This is a genomic window from Sphaerisporangium sp. NPDC005289 (assembly GCF_040607455.1).
GTDB classification, from domain to species: Bacteria; Actinomycetota; Actinomycetes; order Streptosporangiales; family Streptosporangiaceae; genus Sphaerisporangium; species Sphaerisporangium rhizosphaerae.
Genome location: NZ_JBEXGS010000016.1, coordinates 1 through 16,717, shown reverse-complemented (window position 1 = coordinate 16,717; position 16,717 = coordinate 1). Strand labels below are relative to the sequence as shown.

20 protein-coding genes are annotated in these 16,717 nt (G+C 69.9%); 13 read left to right on the top strand and 7 right to left on the bottom strand.

What is annotated here, in order from left to right; all coding sequences use genetic code 11:
- Window positions 1–182: 182 nt before the first annotated feature.
- Complete coding sequence (locus ABZT47_RS25795; RefSeq protein WP_354847055.1) at window positions 183–1,649, top strand: mannosyltransferase family protein; 1,467 nt, start codon at window positions 183–185, stop codon at window positions 1,647–1,649.
- 75 nt (window positions 1,650–1,724) lie between these two features.
- Here ABZT47_RS25795 and ABZT47_RS25790 read toward each other — a convergent pair whose 3' ends face one another.
- A complete protein-coding gene (locus tag ABZT47_RS25790) occupies window positions 1,725–2,750 on the bottom strand; it encodes a GDP-mannose 4,6-dehydratase (RefSeq protein WP_354847053.1) in 1,026 nt (341 codons plus the stop codon).
- A 320-nt stretch (window positions 2,751–3,070) separates the two neighbouring features.
- Between ABZT47_RS25790 and ABZT47_RS25785 the strand changes: the two genes are divergently transcribed.
- The 5 genes from ABZT47_RS25785 to ABZT47_RS25765 all read left to right on the top strand — a co-directional run bounded on the left by ABZT47_RS25785 (window position 3,071) and on the right by ABZT47_RS25765 (window position 7,526).
- Window positions 3,071–4,345 carry a glycosyltransferase family 4 protein gene (locus tag ABZT47_RS25785; RefSeq protein WP_354847050.1) on the top strand — a complete coding sequence of 425 codons (1,275 nt, stop codon included), beginning with the start codon at window positions 3,071–3,073 and terminating at the stop codon, window positions 4,343–4,345.
- The gene (locus tag ABZT47_RS25780; protein WP_354847047.1) at window positions 4,346–5,059 is read left to right on the top strand and encodes a methyltransferase domain-containing protein; all 714 of its coding nucleotides are present in this window, start codon (window positions 4,346–4,348) and stop codon (window positions 5,057–5,059) included.
- Entirely contained in the window at window positions 5,056–6,147 is a 1,092-nt protein-coding gene (locus ABZT47_RS25775) for a prenyltransferase (protein WP_354847045.1), read from the top strand. The genes ABZT47_RS25780 and ABZT47_RS25775 overlap by 4 nt, the downstream gene beginning before the upstream one ends.
- Window positions 6,148–6,507: 360 nt before the next feature.
- Window positions 6,508–6,879: a metalloregulator ArsR/SmtB family transcription factor gene (locus tag ABZT47_RS25770; protein ID WP_354847042.1), complete on the top strand. Its 372-nt coding sequence runs from the start codon at window positions 6,508–6,510 to the stop codon at window positions 6,877–6,879.
- Window positions 6,876–7,526 carry an SRPBCC family protein gene (locus ABZT47_RS25765; protein ID WP_354847039.1) on the top strand — a complete coding sequence of 217 codons (651 nt, stop codon included), beginning with the start codon at window positions 6,876–6,878 and terminating at the stop codon, window positions 7,524–7,526. Before ABZT47_RS25770 ends, ABZT47_RS25765 begins: the two co-directional genes overlap by 4 nt.
- Before the next feature lie 12 nt (window positions 7,527–7,538).
- Here the strand turns inward: ABZT47_RS25765 and ABZT47_RS25760 are convergent, their stop codons facing one another.
- The 3 genes from ABZT47_RS25760 to ABZT47_RS25750 all read right to left on the bottom strand — a co-directional run bounded on the left by ABZT47_RS25760 (window position 7,539) and on the right by ABZT47_RS25750 (window position 9,154).
- The gene (locus ABZT47_RS25760) at window positions 7,539–8,183 is read right to left on the bottom strand and encodes a class I SAM-dependent methyltransferase (RefSeq protein ID WP_354847036.1); all 645 of its coding nucleotides are present in this window, start codon (window positions 8,181–8,183) and stop codon (window positions 7,539–7,541) included.
- 363 nt (window positions 8,184–8,546) lie between these two features.
- Complete coding sequence (locus ABZT47_RS25755) at window positions 8,547–8,876, bottom strand: ATP-binding protein (RefSeq protein ID WP_354847033.1); 330 nt, start codon at window positions 8,874–8,876, stop codon at window positions 8,547–8,549.
- Window positions 8,877–8,890: 14 nt separating this feature from the next.
- Window positions 8,891–9,154, bottom strand: a complete 264-nt coding sequence (locus ABZT47_RS25750) for a hypothetical protein (protein WP_354847030.1) — start codon at window positions 9,152–9,154, stop codon at window positions 8,891–8,893.
- Window positions 9,155–9,316: 162 nt separating this feature from the next.
- On the opposite strand from ABZT47_RS25750, the gene ABZT47_RS25745 reads away from it, so the two are divergent.
- The 3 genes from ABZT47_RS25745 to ABZT47_RS25735 all read left to right on the top strand — a co-directional run bounded on the left by ABZT47_RS25745 (window position 9,317) and on the right by ABZT47_RS25735 (window position 10,758).
- Entirely contained in the window at window positions 9,317–10,234 is a 918-nt protein-coding gene (locus ABZT47_RS25745) for a helix-turn-helix transcriptional regulator (protein ID WP_354847027.1), read from the top strand.
- On the top strand, window positions 10,234–10,443 hold the full coding sequence (locus tag ABZT47_RS25740; RefSeq protein WP_354847024.1) for a DUF397 domain-containing protein: 210 nt from the start codon (window positions 10,234–10,236) through the stop codon (window positions 10,441–10,443). Before ABZT47_RS25745 ends, ABZT47_RS25740 begins: the two co-directional genes overlap by 1 nt.
- 78 nt (window positions 10,444–10,521) lie before the next feature.
- Window positions 10,522–10,758: a DUF397 domain-containing protein gene (locus tag ABZT47_RS25735; RefSeq protein ID WP_354847022.1), complete on the top strand. Its 237-nt coding sequence runs from the start codon at window positions 10,522–10,524 to the stop codon at window positions 10,756–10,758.
- Window positions 10,759–11,160: 402 nt separating this feature from the next.
- On the opposite strand, the gene ABZT47_RS25730 is transcribed toward ABZT47_RS25735, so the two are convergent.
- The gene (locus tag ABZT47_RS25730; protein WP_354847019.1) at window positions 11,161–11,589 is read right to left on the bottom strand and encodes an MEKHLA domain-containing protein; all 429 of its coding nucleotides are present in this window, start codon (window positions 11,587–11,589) and stop codon (window positions 11,161–11,163) included.
- Window positions 11,590–11,793: 204 nt separating this feature from the next.
- On the opposite strand from ABZT47_RS25730, the gene ABZT47_RS25725 reads away from it, so the two are divergent.
- The 4 genes from ABZT47_RS25725 (at window position 11,794) to ABZT47_RS25710 (ending at window position 15,136) form a co-directional block, all read left to right on the top strand.
- Window positions 11,794–13,230: an AAA family ATPase gene (locus ABZT47_RS25725; protein ID WP_354847017.1), complete on the top strand. Its 1,437-nt coding sequence runs from the start codon at window positions 11,794–11,796 to the stop codon at window positions 13,228–13,230.
- 86 nt (window positions 13,231–13,316) lie between these two features.
- The gene (locus ABZT47_RS25720) at window positions 13,317–13,793 is read left to right on the top strand and encodes a pyridoxamine 5'-phosphate oxidase family protein (RefSeq protein ID WP_354847014.1); all 477 of its coding nucleotides are present in this window, start codon (window positions 13,317–13,319) and stop codon (window positions 13,791–13,793) included.
- A gap of 39 nt (window positions 13,794–13,832) precedes the next feature.
- Complete coding sequence (locus ABZT47_RS25715) at window positions 13,833–14,027, top strand: ferredoxin (RefSeq protein WP_354847011.1); 195 nt, start codon at window positions 13,833–13,835, stop codon at window positions 14,025–14,027.
- A gap of 23 nt (window positions 14,028–14,050) precedes the next feature.
- Window positions 14,051–15,136, top strand: coding sequence for a Zn-dependent alcohol dehydrogenase (locus ABZT47_RS25710; protein ID WP_354847009.1), 1,086 nt, complete (start codon window positions 14,051–14,053; stop codon window positions 15,134–15,136).
- 103 nt (window positions 15,137–15,239) lie between these two features.
- On the opposite strand, the gene ABZT47_RS25705 is transcribed toward ABZT47_RS25710, so the two are convergent.
- Window positions 15,240–15,827 carry a Uma2 family endonuclease gene (locus ABZT47_RS25705; RefSeq protein WP_354847006.1) on the bottom strand — a complete coding sequence of 196 codons (588 nt, stop codon included), beginning with the start codon at window positions 15,825–15,827 and terminating at the stop codon, window positions 15,240–15,242.
- 188 nt (window positions 15,828–16,015) lie between these two features.
- Window positions 16,016–16,717 (bottom strand): sugar phosphate isomerase/epimerase family protein (locus ABZT47_RS25700; RefSeq protein WP_354847003.1); only part of this gene is annotated, 702 nt, incomplete at its 5' end.

The window sequence follows — 16,717 nt, the reverse complement described above, 5'->3', positions numbered from 1 at the left end:
GGGACGCCCGCGGACGCCCGGCACGGCCGTGAAAGTTTCGCGCCGCGCTCCCGGGGGGCGTGGTGGCCGCCGGAACGCCCGGGCGTCACCCCAGGTCGGATGGTTCGTTCTCTCTCCGCGCATGACGGATGACGCGTAATCGCTTGTCAGGAATTTGTCGGATATATCAGGGTGTCCTGGTGATGGAACGCACCCCACCACGCGAGCCGGTCCGGACCGCGTCCCTGCCCGCCGCCGCGTCCGGGCCCGAACCGGCCCCCGTGACCCCGCGGGACACCGGCACCGCGCCCGAGACGGTCGCCGAGCCCGTGCCCGAGAAGGCCCCCGCGCCTCCGCCCGAGGACGCCCGCGAGCGCGTGCCCGAGACGGCCGGCGCCGACGGGTCCGTGACGCTCGCCCGAGACGAGGTCGAGACCGTCGCCGAAGACGAGGCGGCGGCCGGCGGACGCGCGAACGGGACGGCGACCGGCGGACGCGCGGACGAGCACCAGCAGGAGGACGACACGGGAGACGGCGGGACGGCCGTCCAGAGGCGGTGGTGGCCGCCGCGATTCGTCACCGACGCGACCGACCGCAAGGCGCTGCTCATCTGGCTGTGCTCGCACGTCGGCTTCCTGATCTACGCCTACCTGGCCGCCCCGGGGCGCACCACCGACCCCTTCATCAACCGGCTCACCCGCTGGGACGCCGAGAACTTCATCGCCATCGCCGACTACGGCTACGACGGCCCGCCCGGCATGCAGGACAGCGCCAAGCTGCCCGCGTTCTTCCCCGGCATGGCGCTGCTGATCAGACTGCTGAAGCCCATCGTGCACGACGGCCGCCTGGCCACGGTGCTGATCTCGCTGGTGGCCAGCGCGGTCGCCGCCGTGGCGCTGTCGCGGCTGGCCGAGCACATGCTCAAGGGCAGCGGCCCGTTCGCCGTGGGCGCCCTGTTCCTTAGCCCCTTCGCCGCCTTCCTGTTCACCGGCTACTCCGAGTCCCTGTTCCTGGCGCTGGCCTTCCCGGCGTGGCTGCTGGCCCGCAAGGGCCGCTGGGAGGACGCGGCCCTGTGCGCGGCGGCGGCCGCGGCGGTCCGCATCTCCGGGCTGTTCCTGGCCGTCGGCCTGGTGGTCATGTACCTGGTGGCCGCCAACGGCCGCAAGGCGCCCGAGAACCGGCGCGCGTGGCCCTGGCTGGCCCTGCCCGCCGTCCCGGTGGCCCTCTACACCCTGTACCACTGGACGCGCACCGGCGACCCGCTGGCCTACAACAGCGTCCAGGCGCAGTACTGGGGCCGGCACACCGTGTGGCCGTGGGAGGCGTTCCTCAACACCTGGAACATGTCCGACGACGTCCCCTCGCTGACCACCTCCTACTACGAGGAGATCGCCGCCGCGGCGGTGCTGCTGGCCCTGGCGGTCTGGCTGGCGGTGCGCCGCCGCTGGCCGGATCTGGCGTACATGGTGCCGCAGGTGCTGTCGTTCCTGACCCTGTCGTCGTTCTACCTGTCCATTGGGCGGGCGTCGCTCACCTGGTTCCCGCTGTGGCTGGCGCTCGGCTGGGCGGGCGTGAAGCGACCATGGCTCTTCTGGACGGTCATGGCGGTCATGCTGCCCGTCATGGCGATCAACGTCGGCAACTTCACCACGGGCGCGTGGATCGGCTGAACGACCCGATCGGCTGATCGGCCGATCGGCGCGGCCGGTGCGCCGATCGGCCCGGGATCGGCCGCGCCCATCGGCTCATGGCCAGGAGGAGTCCTGCTCGGGGTCGGCGCCCTGCGACAGCAGCCGGACGTCGGACTCGACCATCATCGTGACCAGCTCCTCGAAGGTCACCGCGGGCTCCCAGCCGAGCTGGACGCGGGCCTTCTTGGGGTCGGCGCACAGCAGGTCCACCTCGGCGGGCCGGTGCAGCGTCCGGTCGGCGACCACGTAGCGCTCCCAGTCGAGCTGCGCCGCCTCGAACGCCGCAACGACCAGTTCGCGCACCGAGTGCGTGCGGCCGGTGCCGATGACGTAGTCCTCCGGGGTGCCGGCCCGCAGCATCAGCCGCATGGCCTGGACGTAGTCCCCGGCGAACCCCCAGTCGCGGCGGGCCTCGAGGTTGCCCAGCCGCAGCTCCGAGGCCAGGCCGAGCTTGATCCGCGCGACGCCCAGCGTCACCTTGCGCGTGACGAACTCGGCGCCGCGCCGCGGGGACTCGTGGTTGAACAGGATGCCGGAGACGGCGAACATGCCGTAGGACTCGCGGTAGTTCTGGGTGAGGAAGTGCCCGTACGCCTTGGCCACGCCGTAGGGGGAGCGCGGGTGGAACGGCGTGCGCTCGTTCTGCGGGGTCTCGCGCACCTGGCCGAACATCTCCGACGAGGACGCCTGGTAGAACCGGATCTGGCCTGAACCGGAGGCGCGCGAGGAGGTGATGCCCGAGCAGACCCTGATCGCCTCCAGCATGCGCAGCACGCCCATGCCGGTCACCTCGGCCGTCAGTTCGGCCTGCTCCCAGGACATCGGCACGAACGAGATGGCGCCCAGGTTGTAGACCTCGTCGGGCTGGACGCGCTCCACCGCGCTGATCAGCGAACCCTGGTCGAGCAGGTCCCCCCGGACGAGCTGGACGTCCTGCAGCAGCCGGCGCACGCGCGAGACCCGCGGGTTGGCCTGGCCGCGCACCAGGCCCCAGACGTCGTAGCCCTGGTCGAGCAGATGCTCGGCGAGGTAGGAGCCGTCCTGCCCGGTGATGCCAGTGATCAGCGCACGCCTGGCCAACGGGTCCTCCTTGTTCTCCGGGCTCGGCGGCTTGCGCGGCCTCACCCGAACTGTGAGCTGTAAGACGCGAATGTACCGCCAAGGGGTGCGTCGAGCGCCATGGGCTGCCGAGGCGCCGCCCCTCCGCCTCGGTAGAACAGGTTCTACCGAGTGGTGTTCGGTAACTCTAACGTCCCAGCTCGTGAGGTGTGAGAGCCGTTTGGGGCCTAATTCCACATTAGGTGCTGGTTCACACCCAGATGGTAGGCTTCGCGGCTAAGATCGGCTTTGTGGTGTGCCCGGGCGGCGACCGCCGAGCACCGCTCTCGAAAGGGGTGTCCGTGGAGGTTCCAGACGACCAGCGGGAGCGGGAACCGGGCAGGCTGCGGGTCGCCCTCCTGTCGTACCGGAGCAAGCCCACCTGCGGCGGCCAGGGCGTCTACCTGCGCCACCTCAGCCGCGAGCTGGTCGCGCTCGGCCACTACGTCGAGGTCTTCTCCGGCCCGCCCTACCCGGAGCTGGACGAGGGCGTCGTGCTCACCAAGGTGCCGAGCCTCGACCTGTACCGCGACGAGGACCCCTTCCGCACTCCCGCCCGCGACGAGTACCGCGACTGGATCGACGTGCTCGAGGTCGCCACGATGTGGACCGCCGGCTTCCCCGAGCCGCTGACCTTCAGCCTGCGCGCGCTGCGCGAGCTGAAGAAGCGCCGCGGCGACTTCGACGTCGTCCAGGACAACCAGACGCTCGGCTACGGCGTGCTCGGCATCCAGAAGCTCTTCCCGGTCGTCGGCACCATCCACCACCCGATCAGCGTCGACCGGCGCATCGAGCTGGAGGCCGCGCCGCTGCGCAAGCAGCTCTCGATGCGCCGCTGGTACGGCTTCGTCCGCATGCAGAGCATCGTCGCGCCCCGTCTGAAGCCGATCCTCACGGTCAGCGAGTCGAGCCTGGCCGACATCCACCGCGACTTCAACGTCCCGCAGAGCAGCATGCGGCTCATCCCGCTCGGCGTCGACACCCGGTACTTCCACCCGCGCCCGCACCTGCCCAGGCGCAAGGGATCGATCGTCGCCGTGGCCAGCGCCGACTCGCCCATGAAGGGCGTCGCCACCCTGCTGCGCGCGGTCGCCAAGCTCGCCACCGAACGCGACGTCAACCTGACGGTGGTCAGCAGGCCGACGCCCGGCGGGCCCACCGAGAAGCTCGTCCAGGAACTCGCGCTCGGCGACCGGGTGCGGTTCGTGCACGGCATCAGCGACGACGAGCTCGGCGAGCTGATCGCGACCTCCGAGATCTCGGTGGTGCCGTCCCTCTACGAGGGCTTCTCGCTGCCCGCCGTCGAGCACATGGCCTGCGCGACCCCGCTGGTCGCCAGCCGCACGGGCGCGCTGCCCGAGGTGGTCGGCGACGCCGCCGTCCAGGTCGCCCCCGGCGACCCCGAGGAGCTGGCCGCGGTGCTGCGCCGCCTGCACGACTCGCCGCAGGAGCGCGAGCGGGTCGGCCGGGCCGGATACGACCGGGTGATGGAGCGCTACACCTGGCACGTGGTCGCCAAGCGGACCGTCGAGGCCTATCACGAGGCCATCGAGGCCCGCAGGAAAGGGGAGCGGTAAGTGCTGACCGTCGACTTCGGCAAGCTTCCGGTCGGACCCGGGGTACGGGTGCTGGACCTCGGCTGCGGCGGCGGCCGCCACGCCTTCGAGGTGCTGCGCCGCGGCGCCGACGTGGTGGCCTTCGACCAGGACGCGGCCGAGCTGGAAGGCGTCGCGAACATGTTCGCCGCCATGGACAAGGCCGGCGAGGTGCCCGCCGAGGCCACCGCCGAGACGGTGACCGGCGACGCGCTGGCCATGCCCTTCCCGGACGCCTCCTTCGACCGGGTGATCGCGGCCGAGGTGCTGGAGCACATCCCCGACGACATGACGGCGATGCGCGAGATCCTGCGGGTGCTCAAGCCGGGCGGCCGGGCGGCGATCACCGTGCCGAGCTTCCTGCCCGAGCGCATCTGCTGGGCGCTGTCGGAGGACTACCACACCGCGCCCGGCGGCCACGTCCGCATCTACACGCTGGCCGAGCTCACCGCCAAGCTCAAGTCGACGGGCTTCGTGGTGGGCCCGCACCACCACGCCCACGGCCTGCACTCGCCGTACTGGTGGATCAAGTGCGCGGTCGGCGTGAACGACGACGACCACCCGCTGGCCAAGGCCTACCACGAGCTGCTCGTGTGGGACATCATGAAGCGCCCGCCGCTGACCCGGGTCGCCGAGTCCCTGCTCAACCCCCTGATCGGCAAGAGCGTGGTGGTCTACGTCCGGAAGCCGACATGACCGAACCGGTCTCGACGGGCGCCGTCCCGGCGGTACCGGGCATCATCACCGCGGAACAGGTCCTCGCGACCGCGCGCAGCATCGCCGCCGTCCAGCAGCCCGACGGCGGCGTGCCGTGGCCCGAAGGGCACGTCGACGCCTGGAACCACGTCGAGTGCCTGATGGCCATGAGCGCCGCCGGGCTCACCGCCGAGGCCAGGAAGGGCTACGACTGGCTGGCGCGGCGCCAGCGCGACGACGGCTCATGGCCGATGAAGATGGTGCGCGGCGCGGCCGCCGAGGCGAACGGCGAGAGCAACCACGCCGCGTACCTCGCCGTGGGCGTGCGCCACGAGCTGCTGGTCACCGGGGACGAGCACTTCGCCCGCGCGATGTGGCCGGTCGTCAGGAAGGCGCTGGACTTCGTCGTCGGCCTGCAGACGGCCCGCGGGGAGATCGTCTGGGAGCGCTCGGCCGCCGGCGTCCCCGCGCAGTACGCCCTGCTGACCGGGTGCTCGTCGATCTACCAGGGACTGCGCTGCGGCGTGCTGCTCGGCGAGCACCTGGGCGACCCCCAGCCCGACTGGGAGCTCGCCGCCGACCGGCTCGGGCACGTGCTGGCCGCCCACCCCGAGGCGTTCGCCGACAAGAGCCGCTTCTCGATGGACTGGTACTACCCCGTGCTGGGCGGCGCGGTGCGCGGGACCGACGCGCTGGTGCGGCTGGAGGAGGAGTGGGACACCTTCGTCGTCCCCGGCCTCGGCATCCGGTGCGTGTCCGACCAGCCGTGGGTGACCGGAGCCGAGTCGTGCGAGCTGGCCCTCGCGCTGGACGCGGCCGGCGAACGGGAGCGGGCCCTCGCCGTCTACCGGGACATGCAGCACCTGCGGCACGACAACGGCTCCTACTGGACCGGCTGGCAGTTCGTGAACGGGGCATGGTTCCCGCACGAGCAGTCCGCCTACACCGCCGCCGCGGTCGTCCTGGCCGCCGACGCCCTCTCGGGCGCCACACCGGCGTCCTCGCTGTTCCGCGACGCGGGCCGCTTCGCCGTCCCGGTGATCGACCCCGACGCCTGCGGCTGCTCCCCCGCCTCCAGCCGCACCTGACCCGCCGGGGTTCGCCCACCAAGTCGGTGGCCTCGATAGGCGAGGTCGGCTGGTGGTCCTTCCGCCTTCGACGCGGTGGAATCACATGAGAAGTGGCCGACGGATCCCCGGCACAGGACCCCGGCGCGGTGACCACCTACGCGCGCAGGGCGCGGCTCCCCACCCCGCCCGTGTGCCGGATGTGATCGGCGCCGGGTCGGCGGGTCGTGGTACGGCGATGCCGGCGCCGGTTACGGCGCCCCGTCCGGTGAGCGTTTCGTGGACAGCGTACCCAGATGGTTCTCTCCCTGGCTCGTCCGTCGCTGCGACGGAAGCATAGAAGACTTGCCTTATATAAGGCTTGGCTGATACATATTACTCGTGCATGCGTTCGATGTGCTCGGCGACCCGGTGCGCCGCAGGATCCTGGAACTGCTGCTCGCCGACGGAGAGAAGACCTCCGGCGCGGTGAGCGCGGTCATCCAGGAAGAGTTCGGCATCTCGCAGCCGGCCGTCTCACAGCACCTGCGGGTGCTGCGCGACGGCGGGTTCGCGACGGTGCGTCCCGAGGGCGCCCGCCGCCTCTACGCGGTCAACCTCGACCCGCTTCGCGACATCGACGCATGGCTCGAACGCTTCCGGCGCTACTGGACTCCGCATCTGGACGCGCTGGCGACAGAGCTGGCCCGCGGCAAACGCGAACGCCGGCTCCGCGACCCAGGCGAGGCACCAAGGCAAGGGGATACCCGATGATCGACGTCAACCAGCAGATCAACGCCGTCCGGCGGCAGGTCGGCACCCGCATGCTCGAAGCCGGCGAGGCCGTCACCGTCACCATCGGCCAGACCTACGACACCACCGTCGAAGACCTGTGGGAGGCCTGCACCGACCCCGAGCGCATCGCCCGGTGGTTCCTGCCCGTCTCCGGCGATCTGCGCCTGCACGGCCGCTACCAGTTCGAGGGCAACGCGGGCGGCGTCGTCGAGCGCTGCGACCCGCCGAAGGGCTTCTCGGCCACCTGGGAGTTCGGCGGCAACGTGAGCTGGATCGAGGTCCGCCTGACCCCCGAGGGCGACGGCCGCGCCCGGTTCGAGCTGGAGCACATCGCCCTGCCAGAAGACCACTGGGAGCAGTTCGGCCCCGGCGCGGTCGGCATCGGCTGGGACATGGGCCTGGTCGGCCTGGCCCTGCACCTGTCCACCGGGCAGCCCGTCGACCTCGCGGCCGGAGCGGCCTGGGCGGCCTCCGAGGAGGGCAAGACCTTCACGGCGCTCAGCAGCGACCGCTGGGCCGACGCCGACATCGCCGCCGGCACCGACGAGGCCAAGGCCCGCGCCGCGGCCGCGCGCACCACGGCCGCCTACACCGGCGCCCCCGCTCCCGACGCCCCCGAGTCCTGACCTCGGCGGGCGTCAGGCGGAGAAGCCGACGCGCTGGAGCACGCGCAGCGAACCCTCGGCCGCGACCTCCTTGAAGTCGCCGGAGGCCAGCGCGCGCTCGAAGACACGGAGCGGAGCCTGGCCGCCGTCGGCGGGGTCGGGGTAGATGTCGTGGAACACCAAGGCCCCGCCCACCATGACGTGCGGCGCCCAGCCCTCGTAATCGCTGGTCACCGGCCCCTCGGAGTGTCCCCCGTCGATGAACAGCATCGCCAGGCGGGTGTTCCAGTAACGGGCCACCGTCTCCGACCGTCCCACGACGGCGATGACCTCCTCCTCCAGCCCGGCCTTGGCGATGGCCGCCCGGAAGAAGGGCAGGGAGTCCATCTTCCCGAACCGCGGGTCCATCAGGGTGGGGTCGTGGTGGGCCCAGCCGGGCTGGATCTCCTCCGAGCCGCGGTGGTGGTCGACGGTGAAGACGACCGACCCGACCTGCCGGGCGGCGGCGCCGAGGTAGATGGCCGACTTGCCGCAGTAGGTGCCGATCTCGCAGATGGGACCGAGGGATCCGTACGTGTACGCGGTCTCGAAGAGGGCCTGGCCCTCGTTGGAGGGCATGAAGCCCTTCGCGCGCTCGGCCACGTGACGCAGGTCCGCCGGCATGGACACGTGAGTCATGATTTTTCCTCTTTGTGCGGCCAATGCGGATGCACCCTATCTATCAACACCGCAGTCGCTCGAAAGGTGCCCCCCTTCCCCACCCAAACCCCACCGAATAATGTTCCAGTGAACCTCCCTCGGGTGCGGGGTGGAGGTGAATCCTGTGCCGGTCATGGCTGGGTCCGGCACCGCGATGATCACCGCCGGAGGCGGGCGTGTCCAGGTCGGCTGCGCACCACACCACGCACGCACCACGCACCCGGAGGCCCATCACGACTCCGCGCCCGGGCCCACATCTCTGACCGACCGGAAGAGCCACGTCAACGGGGGGGCGCTCACCTCGAACCAGACGGTACGGCCGGTCTCGTCCTCCCGCACGCCCTAGGCGGAGGCGATGTGCTCGACCAGCCACAGCCCCCGGCCGTTGTCGCTCTCGGAGCCGGCCTCCCGGACGCATGGCGCCCCGTCCCGCGATCCCTCGTCCAGCACGTCGACGCGCAGGGAGCGGCCGTTGTCGGTGACCGTCAACGCGACGAGCCCGTTCGGGCGGCGACCGGAGTCCGAGTACCGAACGGCGTTGGTCACCAGTTCGCTGACCAGCAACAGGACGTCGTCGGCTTCGGCCCATCCCGCCGCCCCCAGCAGCTCGCGCACGAAAGCCCGCGCCACCGGAACCGAGATGGCCCTGCCGGGCAAGTGGACGCTGCCCATAAGCCCGCTCGTCCTCACTGCGCCACCTCCCAGACCCGGTCGGCCGCGTCGTCCGCCAGCGCCCGGATCCGGCGAGCGCGCCCGCGCCCCCAGGTGAAGAACCACCTGCCGTCGAGCGCCACGGCCATGACCCTCACCGGGCCCGGCGTCCGGGCGAGCAGCAGAACGGGCTGATCCCGGCTCGGCAGCTCGACGGCCACCCTAAGCCCCCGTTTCCGCAGGTCCCAAGCAAGCCGTACGAGATGGATGAACTGCTGCTCTGCATTGGCCGCGGTCACGCCGACCTCCTATCGCAAAGTTGCCTCGGTTCACTCGCGCCACCGCGCTCCCGTAACCCATGGCAGATACGTCTTGCCATCGCGACACAGAGGAGCGGATTGATGACGCTCGGTTAAGTCGGGGCCATCGTCTGATCGACCTGTGCAGCTTGTCAATGCACTGTGCAGATTCTGTATGAGCGCGACACGCGCCTGCCGGCGATCATTCGCTCGGGCACACTTGGCGACATGGCACCGACCTACAGTCCGACAGTGCGGCTCCGCCGACTGGCAGGGGAACTACGCCGACTGCGGGAAGCGAACGGCCTGAGTCCCGAGGCAGTCGCCGCCCGCCTCGGTTGGAGCCGTAGCAAGGTGAGCCGGATCGAGACGGGTCGCACTCGGGCGAGCACCGCAGACGTGGCCCAGATCTGCGACTTGTACGGCGTGAACTCCTCAGCACGCGCAGGTTTGATCCAGCTGGCGAAGGAAGTCCGCCAACGTGGATGGTGGACGGCCTACGCCGACGTCTTCACCGGCTCCTACATCGGTCTTGAGGACGAAGCCTCCGTCATCCGCCAATGGGAGGTGCAACTCGTTCCAGGATTGCTGCAGACCGAGGACTACGCGAGAGCGGTGATCAGTGCCGGCCGATCCGCCGTCTATGAGGCGGAAGACGTCCATAGGCGCGTGATGGCACGCATGGCACGACGAACGCTTCTCAGTCGGCCGAACGCCCCAGAACTACATATCGTGCTCGACGAAGGAGTCATTCGCCGGCCGATCGGAGGCGTTGAGGCGATGCGCTTTCAACTGGACGCCTTGCTCACGTCGGCTCGACGCCCCAACGTCATCCTTCGCCTTCTCCCATACAACGTGGGAGCCCACCCTGGCCTGGAGGGAGCCTTCACAATCCTGTCGTTCACCGAAGATACCGATCCGGACGTGGCTTATGTCGAAGGTACGGCAGGTGACGTCTATGTAGAGAGCTCTGAACACGTGGGCCGCTATAAGGTGGTATTCGGGCATATCTGTGATGCCGCCCTGTCTCCTGAGGAATCGATGGAGTTCATCACCAAGGCCAAGGAGCACCTGTCCTGATGACCAACCTGGCCGACGCCCAGTGGCGGAAGAGCAGCCGGAGCGGCAGTGGGAACAACTGTGTCGAAGTGGCGGTCAACCAGCCGGGAATCGTGGCCATCCGCGACTCCAAGGAGCTTCTCCAACCCGCTGTGAGCATCACCTCCGCTGGATGGCATACCTTCGTCCACAGCGTGAAACTCGGCGACCTCACCGATCGATTGAGATGATCGGTGTACTCACCTGCGAGCGAAGGCCTTTGACCCGGACCAGAGCCGGAGCCTGATCGCCCAAGTGGCAAAGGATGCGTGATCGACGTGAGCGCTGATCGCCCCAGGTTAGAGAACCGTCACTCCCCTGGCGGATGGCTCAAAAGTGGCTACAGCAACAACGGTGGAGACTGCGTCGAGGTGGCCAGATTCGGCACCGGGTCGACGGTCGGCATCCGGGACAGCAAGGTGCAAAGCCCCGCCGTCCTGTCCGTCCCCACCCCCGAGTTCGCCGCCTTCCTCCAAGGCGTACGCTCCGGCACCCTGGGCCCCTGACCCCTCACGCCGTAACCTCGCATGGTCGGGTCACATCCCGCTCGACCATGCGACCATTCGACCATGCACTATCAAGAACATCCGTGACGCCGGTCAGGGCGGTGGACCCACCCGTTGCCCATGCCGCCACTCTCGAATGCCGCGCCCACCCGACCTCACCGCCTCCGGCGGCGACGGTCGCGGCACGACGAGCGGGGCCCGCACGCTCCGCTCGACGGGAATGCGACGCCGCCCGGGCACGCCGTGGCAGTCGCCAGACGGGCGGTCCGTTCTCCAAGCCGCAAGTGCCGCCGCCTCAACGGGCATGCGGGAACGCGACGCCGCCGGGCCCGCCGTAGCGGTCGTCAGGCGAGCGGCCCACTCGACGGAACGCGACGCCGCGCAGGTTCACCGTGGCGGGTGTCAGGCGTCTCGGCAGTGCTGGAAGGATGCCGCCTGGCCCACGAGGACTCCGTCCTCTACGAGGTTCCACATCGTCACGTTCTCGATCCAGAACCGGCGTCCTGACTTGGCGATGCGCCGCCCCCGGTAACCGGTCGCGAAGCCGTCACGGTGGACGGCGTCCAGGAGCCACTGGCGGTCCTCCCGCTGGTCAGGTTCCGCCGAGAGGCGGGAGGGCATGCCGACGAACTCCTCCCAGTCGTATTCGAAGCATCGCTGGGCGGCGAGGTTCGCATAGGTGAAGCGAGGGTCGTCCCCCGCGTCGTGTGCCAGCACCCCGAAGGGCGCGTCCTCGTACAGCCAGCGCGCCGTGGTCTCGGGGGCTACCAGCGGGGTGCCGACCAAGCGCAGGTGACAGCCCGCCAGCAGGTCGAAGAAGTGGGAGTTCACCGGACAAACCGTTCTTTTAGTGCATTTCCGGTGCAAATGGTAGGGCATCGGGAAGCGTCCCCAGGCGGTGAGACCGCCGCCGGCGTGCCGGCGTGCTCTCGCTCGGACGTATGGCCGAGGAGGCAGCCCTCATCGCACTCCCACCAGCCAGGGCGTCCTCAAGGTAGGCTGCATCTACGTAGATGGCGTCTACATAGGAGAGGCATGCCGAGGACGGCGTTCGTCGGGCGCGGGGCGGAGCTGGGAGCTCTGGGGAAGCGACTGGAGCGCGTACGGGCCACGGGCACCGGTGCCGCGGTCGCGATCCGGGGGCGCCGCCAGGTCGGCAAATCACGACTGGTGCAGGAGTTCTGCGATCGCACGCAGGTGCCCTACTTCTTCTTCACCGCCACCAAGGGCATGTCTCCGGTCGAGTCCGTCGACGCCTTCTGCGCCGAACTGCGCGAATCCCCGTTGCCCGCACGACCCGAGGCCGTGCCCCAGGCGGGCGCCGGCAACTGGCCCGACGCGTTCCGCATCCTTTCCACGACGCTTCCCGATCACCCGTCGGTCGTGGTGATCGACGAGGTGCCGTGGCTGGCCGAGCAGGACGAGTTGTTCGACGGCGCCTTGCAGACGGCGTGGGACAGGCTGCTGAGCGACCGGCCGGTCCTGTTGCTGCTGCTCGGCAGCGATCTGCACATGATGGAGCGCTTCACCGCCTACGACCGTCCGTTCTTCGGCCGGGCGGACGCCATGGTCCTCGGGCCGCTGAACCCCGCCGAGACCGCCGACGCGCTCGGGCTGAGCGGCGGCGACGCCATCGACGCCTATCTCACCTCCGGTGGTCTGCCGGGCATCCTCCGCGCGTGGCCGCACGGCACCCCCGCCCTGGAGTTCATCCGGCAGGAGTGCGCCGACCCGGCCTCCCCGCTCTTCAACGTCCCCGAGGCATCCTTGCTCGCCGAGTTCCCGACGCCTGATCAGGCCCGTCGGATTCTGGAGGCGGTCGGCAGCGGGGAAAGGACACAGGCGAACATCGCGGCGACGGCCGGGGGACGCCAGGGCGCTCTGGCCTCCGGCTCCGTTTCCCCCCTCCTGCGCCGCCTGACCGAGGAGAAGCGGGTACTGGCCGTTGAGGAGCCCTTGTCGACGCAGCCGGGTAAGCCCCCCCTCTACCGGGTGGCCGATCACAATCTGCGCCTGTATCTCGGGGTTCTGCGCGCCGCCGCGGAGAGGTCGCGACGTGGCCAGTTGGACGCCGCGGTCAAGCTCGTCGAACGCCGCTGGTCCTCGCTGCGCGGTCGCGCGGTCGAGCCGGTGATCCGGGAGGCGCTGACGATGGCCGCCGCGGCCGAGCGCCTTCCGTGGGACGACGTGGAGGCGGTGGGGGGGTGGTGGAACCGGCGCTTCGACCCGGAGGTGGACCTTGTGGGCGCCGACCGGGCGCCGGTCGCACGTCATGTGCGCTTCGCCGGTTCGATCAAGTGGCTGGGCACGGCCTTCGACGCCCATGACCTGCACCGGCTTCGTGAGTCCGCCGCCCAGATCCCCGGCCACGACTCGGGCGGGCTCGTCGCGGTGTCCCTGTCGGGGGTCGTTTCCGGGCTGGGCCTGGACCTGGTGTGGGGGCCGGACGACGTCGTCGCGGCCTGGAGGTAGGCAGCGCTGAGGATGGCCGGCGGGCGATCCGAACAATGTTCCGTCGGACTCTTGTGGGGTGTGGTGGAACGTGTTCTACTTCCTGGGTGAACCAGCGTGCTCGCATAGTGATGTCCGATGACGAGGTGGAGGCGTTCCTGCGGGAGTCGCGGAAGTTCCAGCTCGGGACGATCAACGCGGACGGGACGCCGCACATGGTGACGATGTTCTACGGGCTCACCGAGGGCCGGCTGACGTTCTGGACCTACGGCAAGGCCCAGAAGACGCGCAACCTCGCCCGCGACCCTCGCGCGTCCTGCCTGGTCGAGGCCGGCGACGACTACGCCCAGCTGCGGGGCGTCCTGCTGTACGGCACGACGCGCCTGGTCACCGAGCCGGAGGCCGTCCTGGACATCGGCATGGACATCACCAAGCGCATGACAGGACTGACCGACGCCGACGTGACTCCGGAGCTTCGCGGGTACGTCGAGCACACCGGCCGCAAGCGCGTCGCCTACATCGTCGAGCCGACCCGGGTGGTTTCCTGGGACCATCGCAAGCTTTCGGCGCCCGCCACGGCCTAATCTCGGCTGTGAAGGGTCCGTATTGCGAGGAAGGCTCCGATGAAAATCAAGGTCGACTACGACGTCTGCGAGGCCAACGCGGTCTGCATGGGACTGGCGCCCGAGGTCTTCGAAGTGGACGACGACGACAATCTGCACGTTCTGCTCCCCGAGCCCCCGCCGGAGATGCTCGACCGCGTGCGCCACGCGGTCCGATCCTGTCCCAAGGCCGCGCTCTCCCTCGAGGACGAGTAGGCCGAACCTCAAGGAGGTCCCCCATGCGAGCCGCCCTGCTGCACGCCGTCGGTGACGACAAGCTCGACATCCGCGACGACTTCACCCTCACCCCGGTGGGGCCGACGGACGTCCGGGTGAGGATCAAGGCCACCGGCGTCTGCCACTCGGACCTGTCGGTGCTGACCGGCGTGCTGCCGATGCCCCTGCCGGTGATCCCGGGACACGAGGGCGCGGGCGAGGTCGTGGAGGTCGGGGACCACGTCACCACCGTCCAGCCCGGCGACCACGTCATCATCAACTGGACGCCGGCCTGCGGCACCTGCCCCAACTGCCTGGTCGGCCAGCCGTACCTGTGCATGACCTACGTCATGGAGAGCTTCACCCTGGCGCGGTTCCGCTACGGCGGCGAGAGCTCCGCGTTCGGCATGGCCGGCTGTGGCACGTGGGCCGAGGAGATCGTCGTCCCCTGGCAGGGCGCGATCAAGGTCGACCCGGAGGTGCCGTACGAGGTGGCGGCGCTGATCGGCTGCGGCATCACCACGGGCGTCGGCGCGGCGATCAACACCGCGAAGGTCCGTCCCGGCTCCAGCGTGGCCGTGATCGGGTGCGGCGGCGTGGGCCTGTCGGTCATCCAGGGGGCCCGGGTGTCGGGCGCGACGACGATCCTGGCGGTGGACCCGCTCGAGTCCAAGCACGCCCTGGCCAAGAAGGTCGGCGCGACGCACGCCTGCACCCCCGACCAGCTCATGGGCGCCATCGGTGAGCTGACAGGGGGACGCGGGTTCGACTACGGCTTCGAGGTGGTCGGCAAGTCGGCGTCGATCATGTCGGCCTGGCAGGCCACCCGCCGGGGCGGGGACGTCATCGTGGTCGGGGCCGGCGCCATGGACGACACGGTGCCGCTGTCGGCGTTCAGCCTGCTGTTCGAGGGCAAGAACCTGCTCAGCTCGCTGTACGGGGGCAGCGACGTGCGCCACGACTTCCCGTTCTTCGCCGAGTTGTGGAAGGCCGGGAAGCTCGACCTGGAGAGCATGATCAGTTCGCGGATCAAGCTCGCCGACCTCAACGACGCCGTCGCCGCCCTGCGCTCCGGCGAGGTGCTCCGCCAGATCGTCGTCTTCGACTGATCCCCTCCCCCTCGGCGGCGCCACCCCGGGTGGCGCCGCCGTCGGCGTCGAGCACAGTGGCGCCTGACAGCACCGAGGAAGAGCCCGTGCGAGCCCTCACGGCTCACCGCCGACGCGTACCGACGGCGGTGAGGTCGATGTCGATCGGGTAAGGATCGGCCACCTTGAGACGGTCGTGGTGGATGCCGGTCAACGCATAGACGCCGCAGGCGGGGTCACGTTCGTACACGTAGGCCACCGTCCTGCCTTCCGAGCTCTCCAACCGCCAGAAGTGCCTGATCCCGGCGGCGGCGTACTTCCTGGGCTTGGTGTCCCGGTCGCGATCCTCCGAGTCGGGCGAGACCGCCTCGATGGCGAGGACGACATCCTCCGGCCGGTAGAAGGTGGACGGTTCGTCGCGCTCGTAGGCGTCGGCGGTCACGACGACGACGTCCGGCTCGGGGACCTGCCGCTTCGCCAGCCGGACCGCCATCTCGCGGTCGGCCCTCAGATGAGGGGGCGCCTGCGCGTCGAGCTCTCCCACCAGGAGGTTGATGACGCGGCTGTGCCACTTCGCCTGGGGGCTCACGAAAACGAGACTCCCGTCGATCAATTCGGTGTGCGGGGGAAGACCGGGCATCCGGAAGAAGTCATCGGCGGTGAACCCTCCCTGCGGGGGGATCACCCAGTCCGGCAACGGATCCACGCTCATTCCTCCAGCGTACGGTGACGCGAGGCCGGCCACCACGACGAACGGTCATGGGGCCGGCCGGTGTTTCCGCCACGTCTCAAGCGCACTGCGGACCTGATCCGGTGTCAGCGATGCCGCGCACAACCGCTGCTCGCGGGCTACGCGGACGGCCGCCGCCATGGGCTCGGGCCGAAGCGCCGCAGGGACGGTCAGTCTGAGGAGAAGGCGGCGTCGAAGGCTGCGGTGGGCGGGGTGATGGCGTTGAGGGCCTTGACGTAGGCCAGCGCCTCGGGAGCGCCGGCCAGGCGGTCCATACCCGCGTCCTCCCATTCCACCGAGATCGGCCCGTCATAGCCGATGGAGTTCAGCGCCCGGAAACAGTCCTCCCAGGGCACATCCCCCCGGCCGGTCGACACGAAGTCCCAGCCCCGGCGCAGATCCGCCCACGCCAGATGCGACGACAACCGGCCCCGGCGACCATCACCGATCCGGACCTTGGCGTCCTTGCAGTCCACGTGATAGATCCGATCGGCGAAGTCCAGGATGAAGTTCACCGGGTCGATCTGCTGCCACACCATGTGCGAAGGGTCCCAGTTCAGCCCGAACGCCGGCCGGTGCCCGATCGCCTCCAGCGCGGCCACCGTGGTGTGGTAGTCGTAGGCGATCTCACTGGGGTGCACCTCGTGAGCGAACCGCACCCCCACCTCGTCGAACACGTCCAAGATCGGGTTCCACCGGTCGGCGAAGTCCTGGTACCCCGCCTCCAGCATCGACGGCGGCACCGGCGGGAACATCGCCACCGTGTGCCAGATCGACGACCCGGTGAACCCGACCACGGTGTTCACCCCGAGCTTGGCCGCGGCCCGGGCGGTGTCCTTGATCTCCTCGGCCGCCCGCCGCCGCACCCCCTC

What these genes read in the sequence shown, in the direction of transcription:
- ABZT47_RS25795 (WP_354847055.1), top strand. Translation starts at nt 183, where the DNA reads ATGGAACGCACCCCACCACGCGAGCCGGTCCGGACCGCGTCCCTGCCC.
- ABZT47_RS25775 (WP_354847045.1), top strand. Translation starts at nt 5,056, where the DNA reads ATGACCGAACCGGTCTCGACGGGCGCCGTCCCGGCGGTACCGGGCATC.
- ABZT47_RS25765 (WP_354847039.1), top strand. Translation starts at nt 6,876, where the DNA reads ATGATCGACGTCAACCAGCAGATCAACGCCGTCCGGCGGCAGGTCGGC.
- ABZT47_RS25760 (WP_354847036.1), bottom strand. Translation starts at nt 8,183, where the DNA reads ATGACTCACGTGTCCATGCCGGCGGACCTGCGTCACGTGGCCGAGCGC.
- ABZT47_RS25755 (WP_354847033.1), bottom strand. Translation starts at nt 8,876, where the DNA reads ATGGGCAGCGTCCACTTGCCCGGCAGGGCCATCTCGGTTCCGGTGGCG.
- ABZT47_RS25740 (WP_354847024.1), top strand. Translation starts at nt 10,234, where the DNA reads ATGACCAACCTGGCCGACGCCCAGTGGCGGAAGAGCAGCCGGAGCGGC.
- ABZT47_RS25725 (WP_354847017.1), top strand. Translation starts at nt 11,794, where the DNA reads ATGCCGAGGACGGCGTTCGTCGGGCGCGGGGCGGAGCTGGGAGCTCTG.
- ABZT47_RS25715 (WP_354847011.1), top strand. Translation starts at nt 13,833, where the DNA reads ATGAAAATCAAGGTCGACTACGACGTCTGCGAGGCCAACGCGGTCTGC.
- ABZT47_RS25710 (WP_354847009.1), top strand. Translation starts at nt 14,051, where the DNA reads ATGCGAGCCGCCCTGCTGCACGCCGTCGGTGACGACAAGCTCGACATC.
- ABZT47_RS25705 (WP_354847006.1), bottom strand. Translation starts at nt 15,827, where the DNA reads ATGAGCGTGGATCCGTTGCCGGACTGGGTGATCCCCCCGCAGGGAGGG.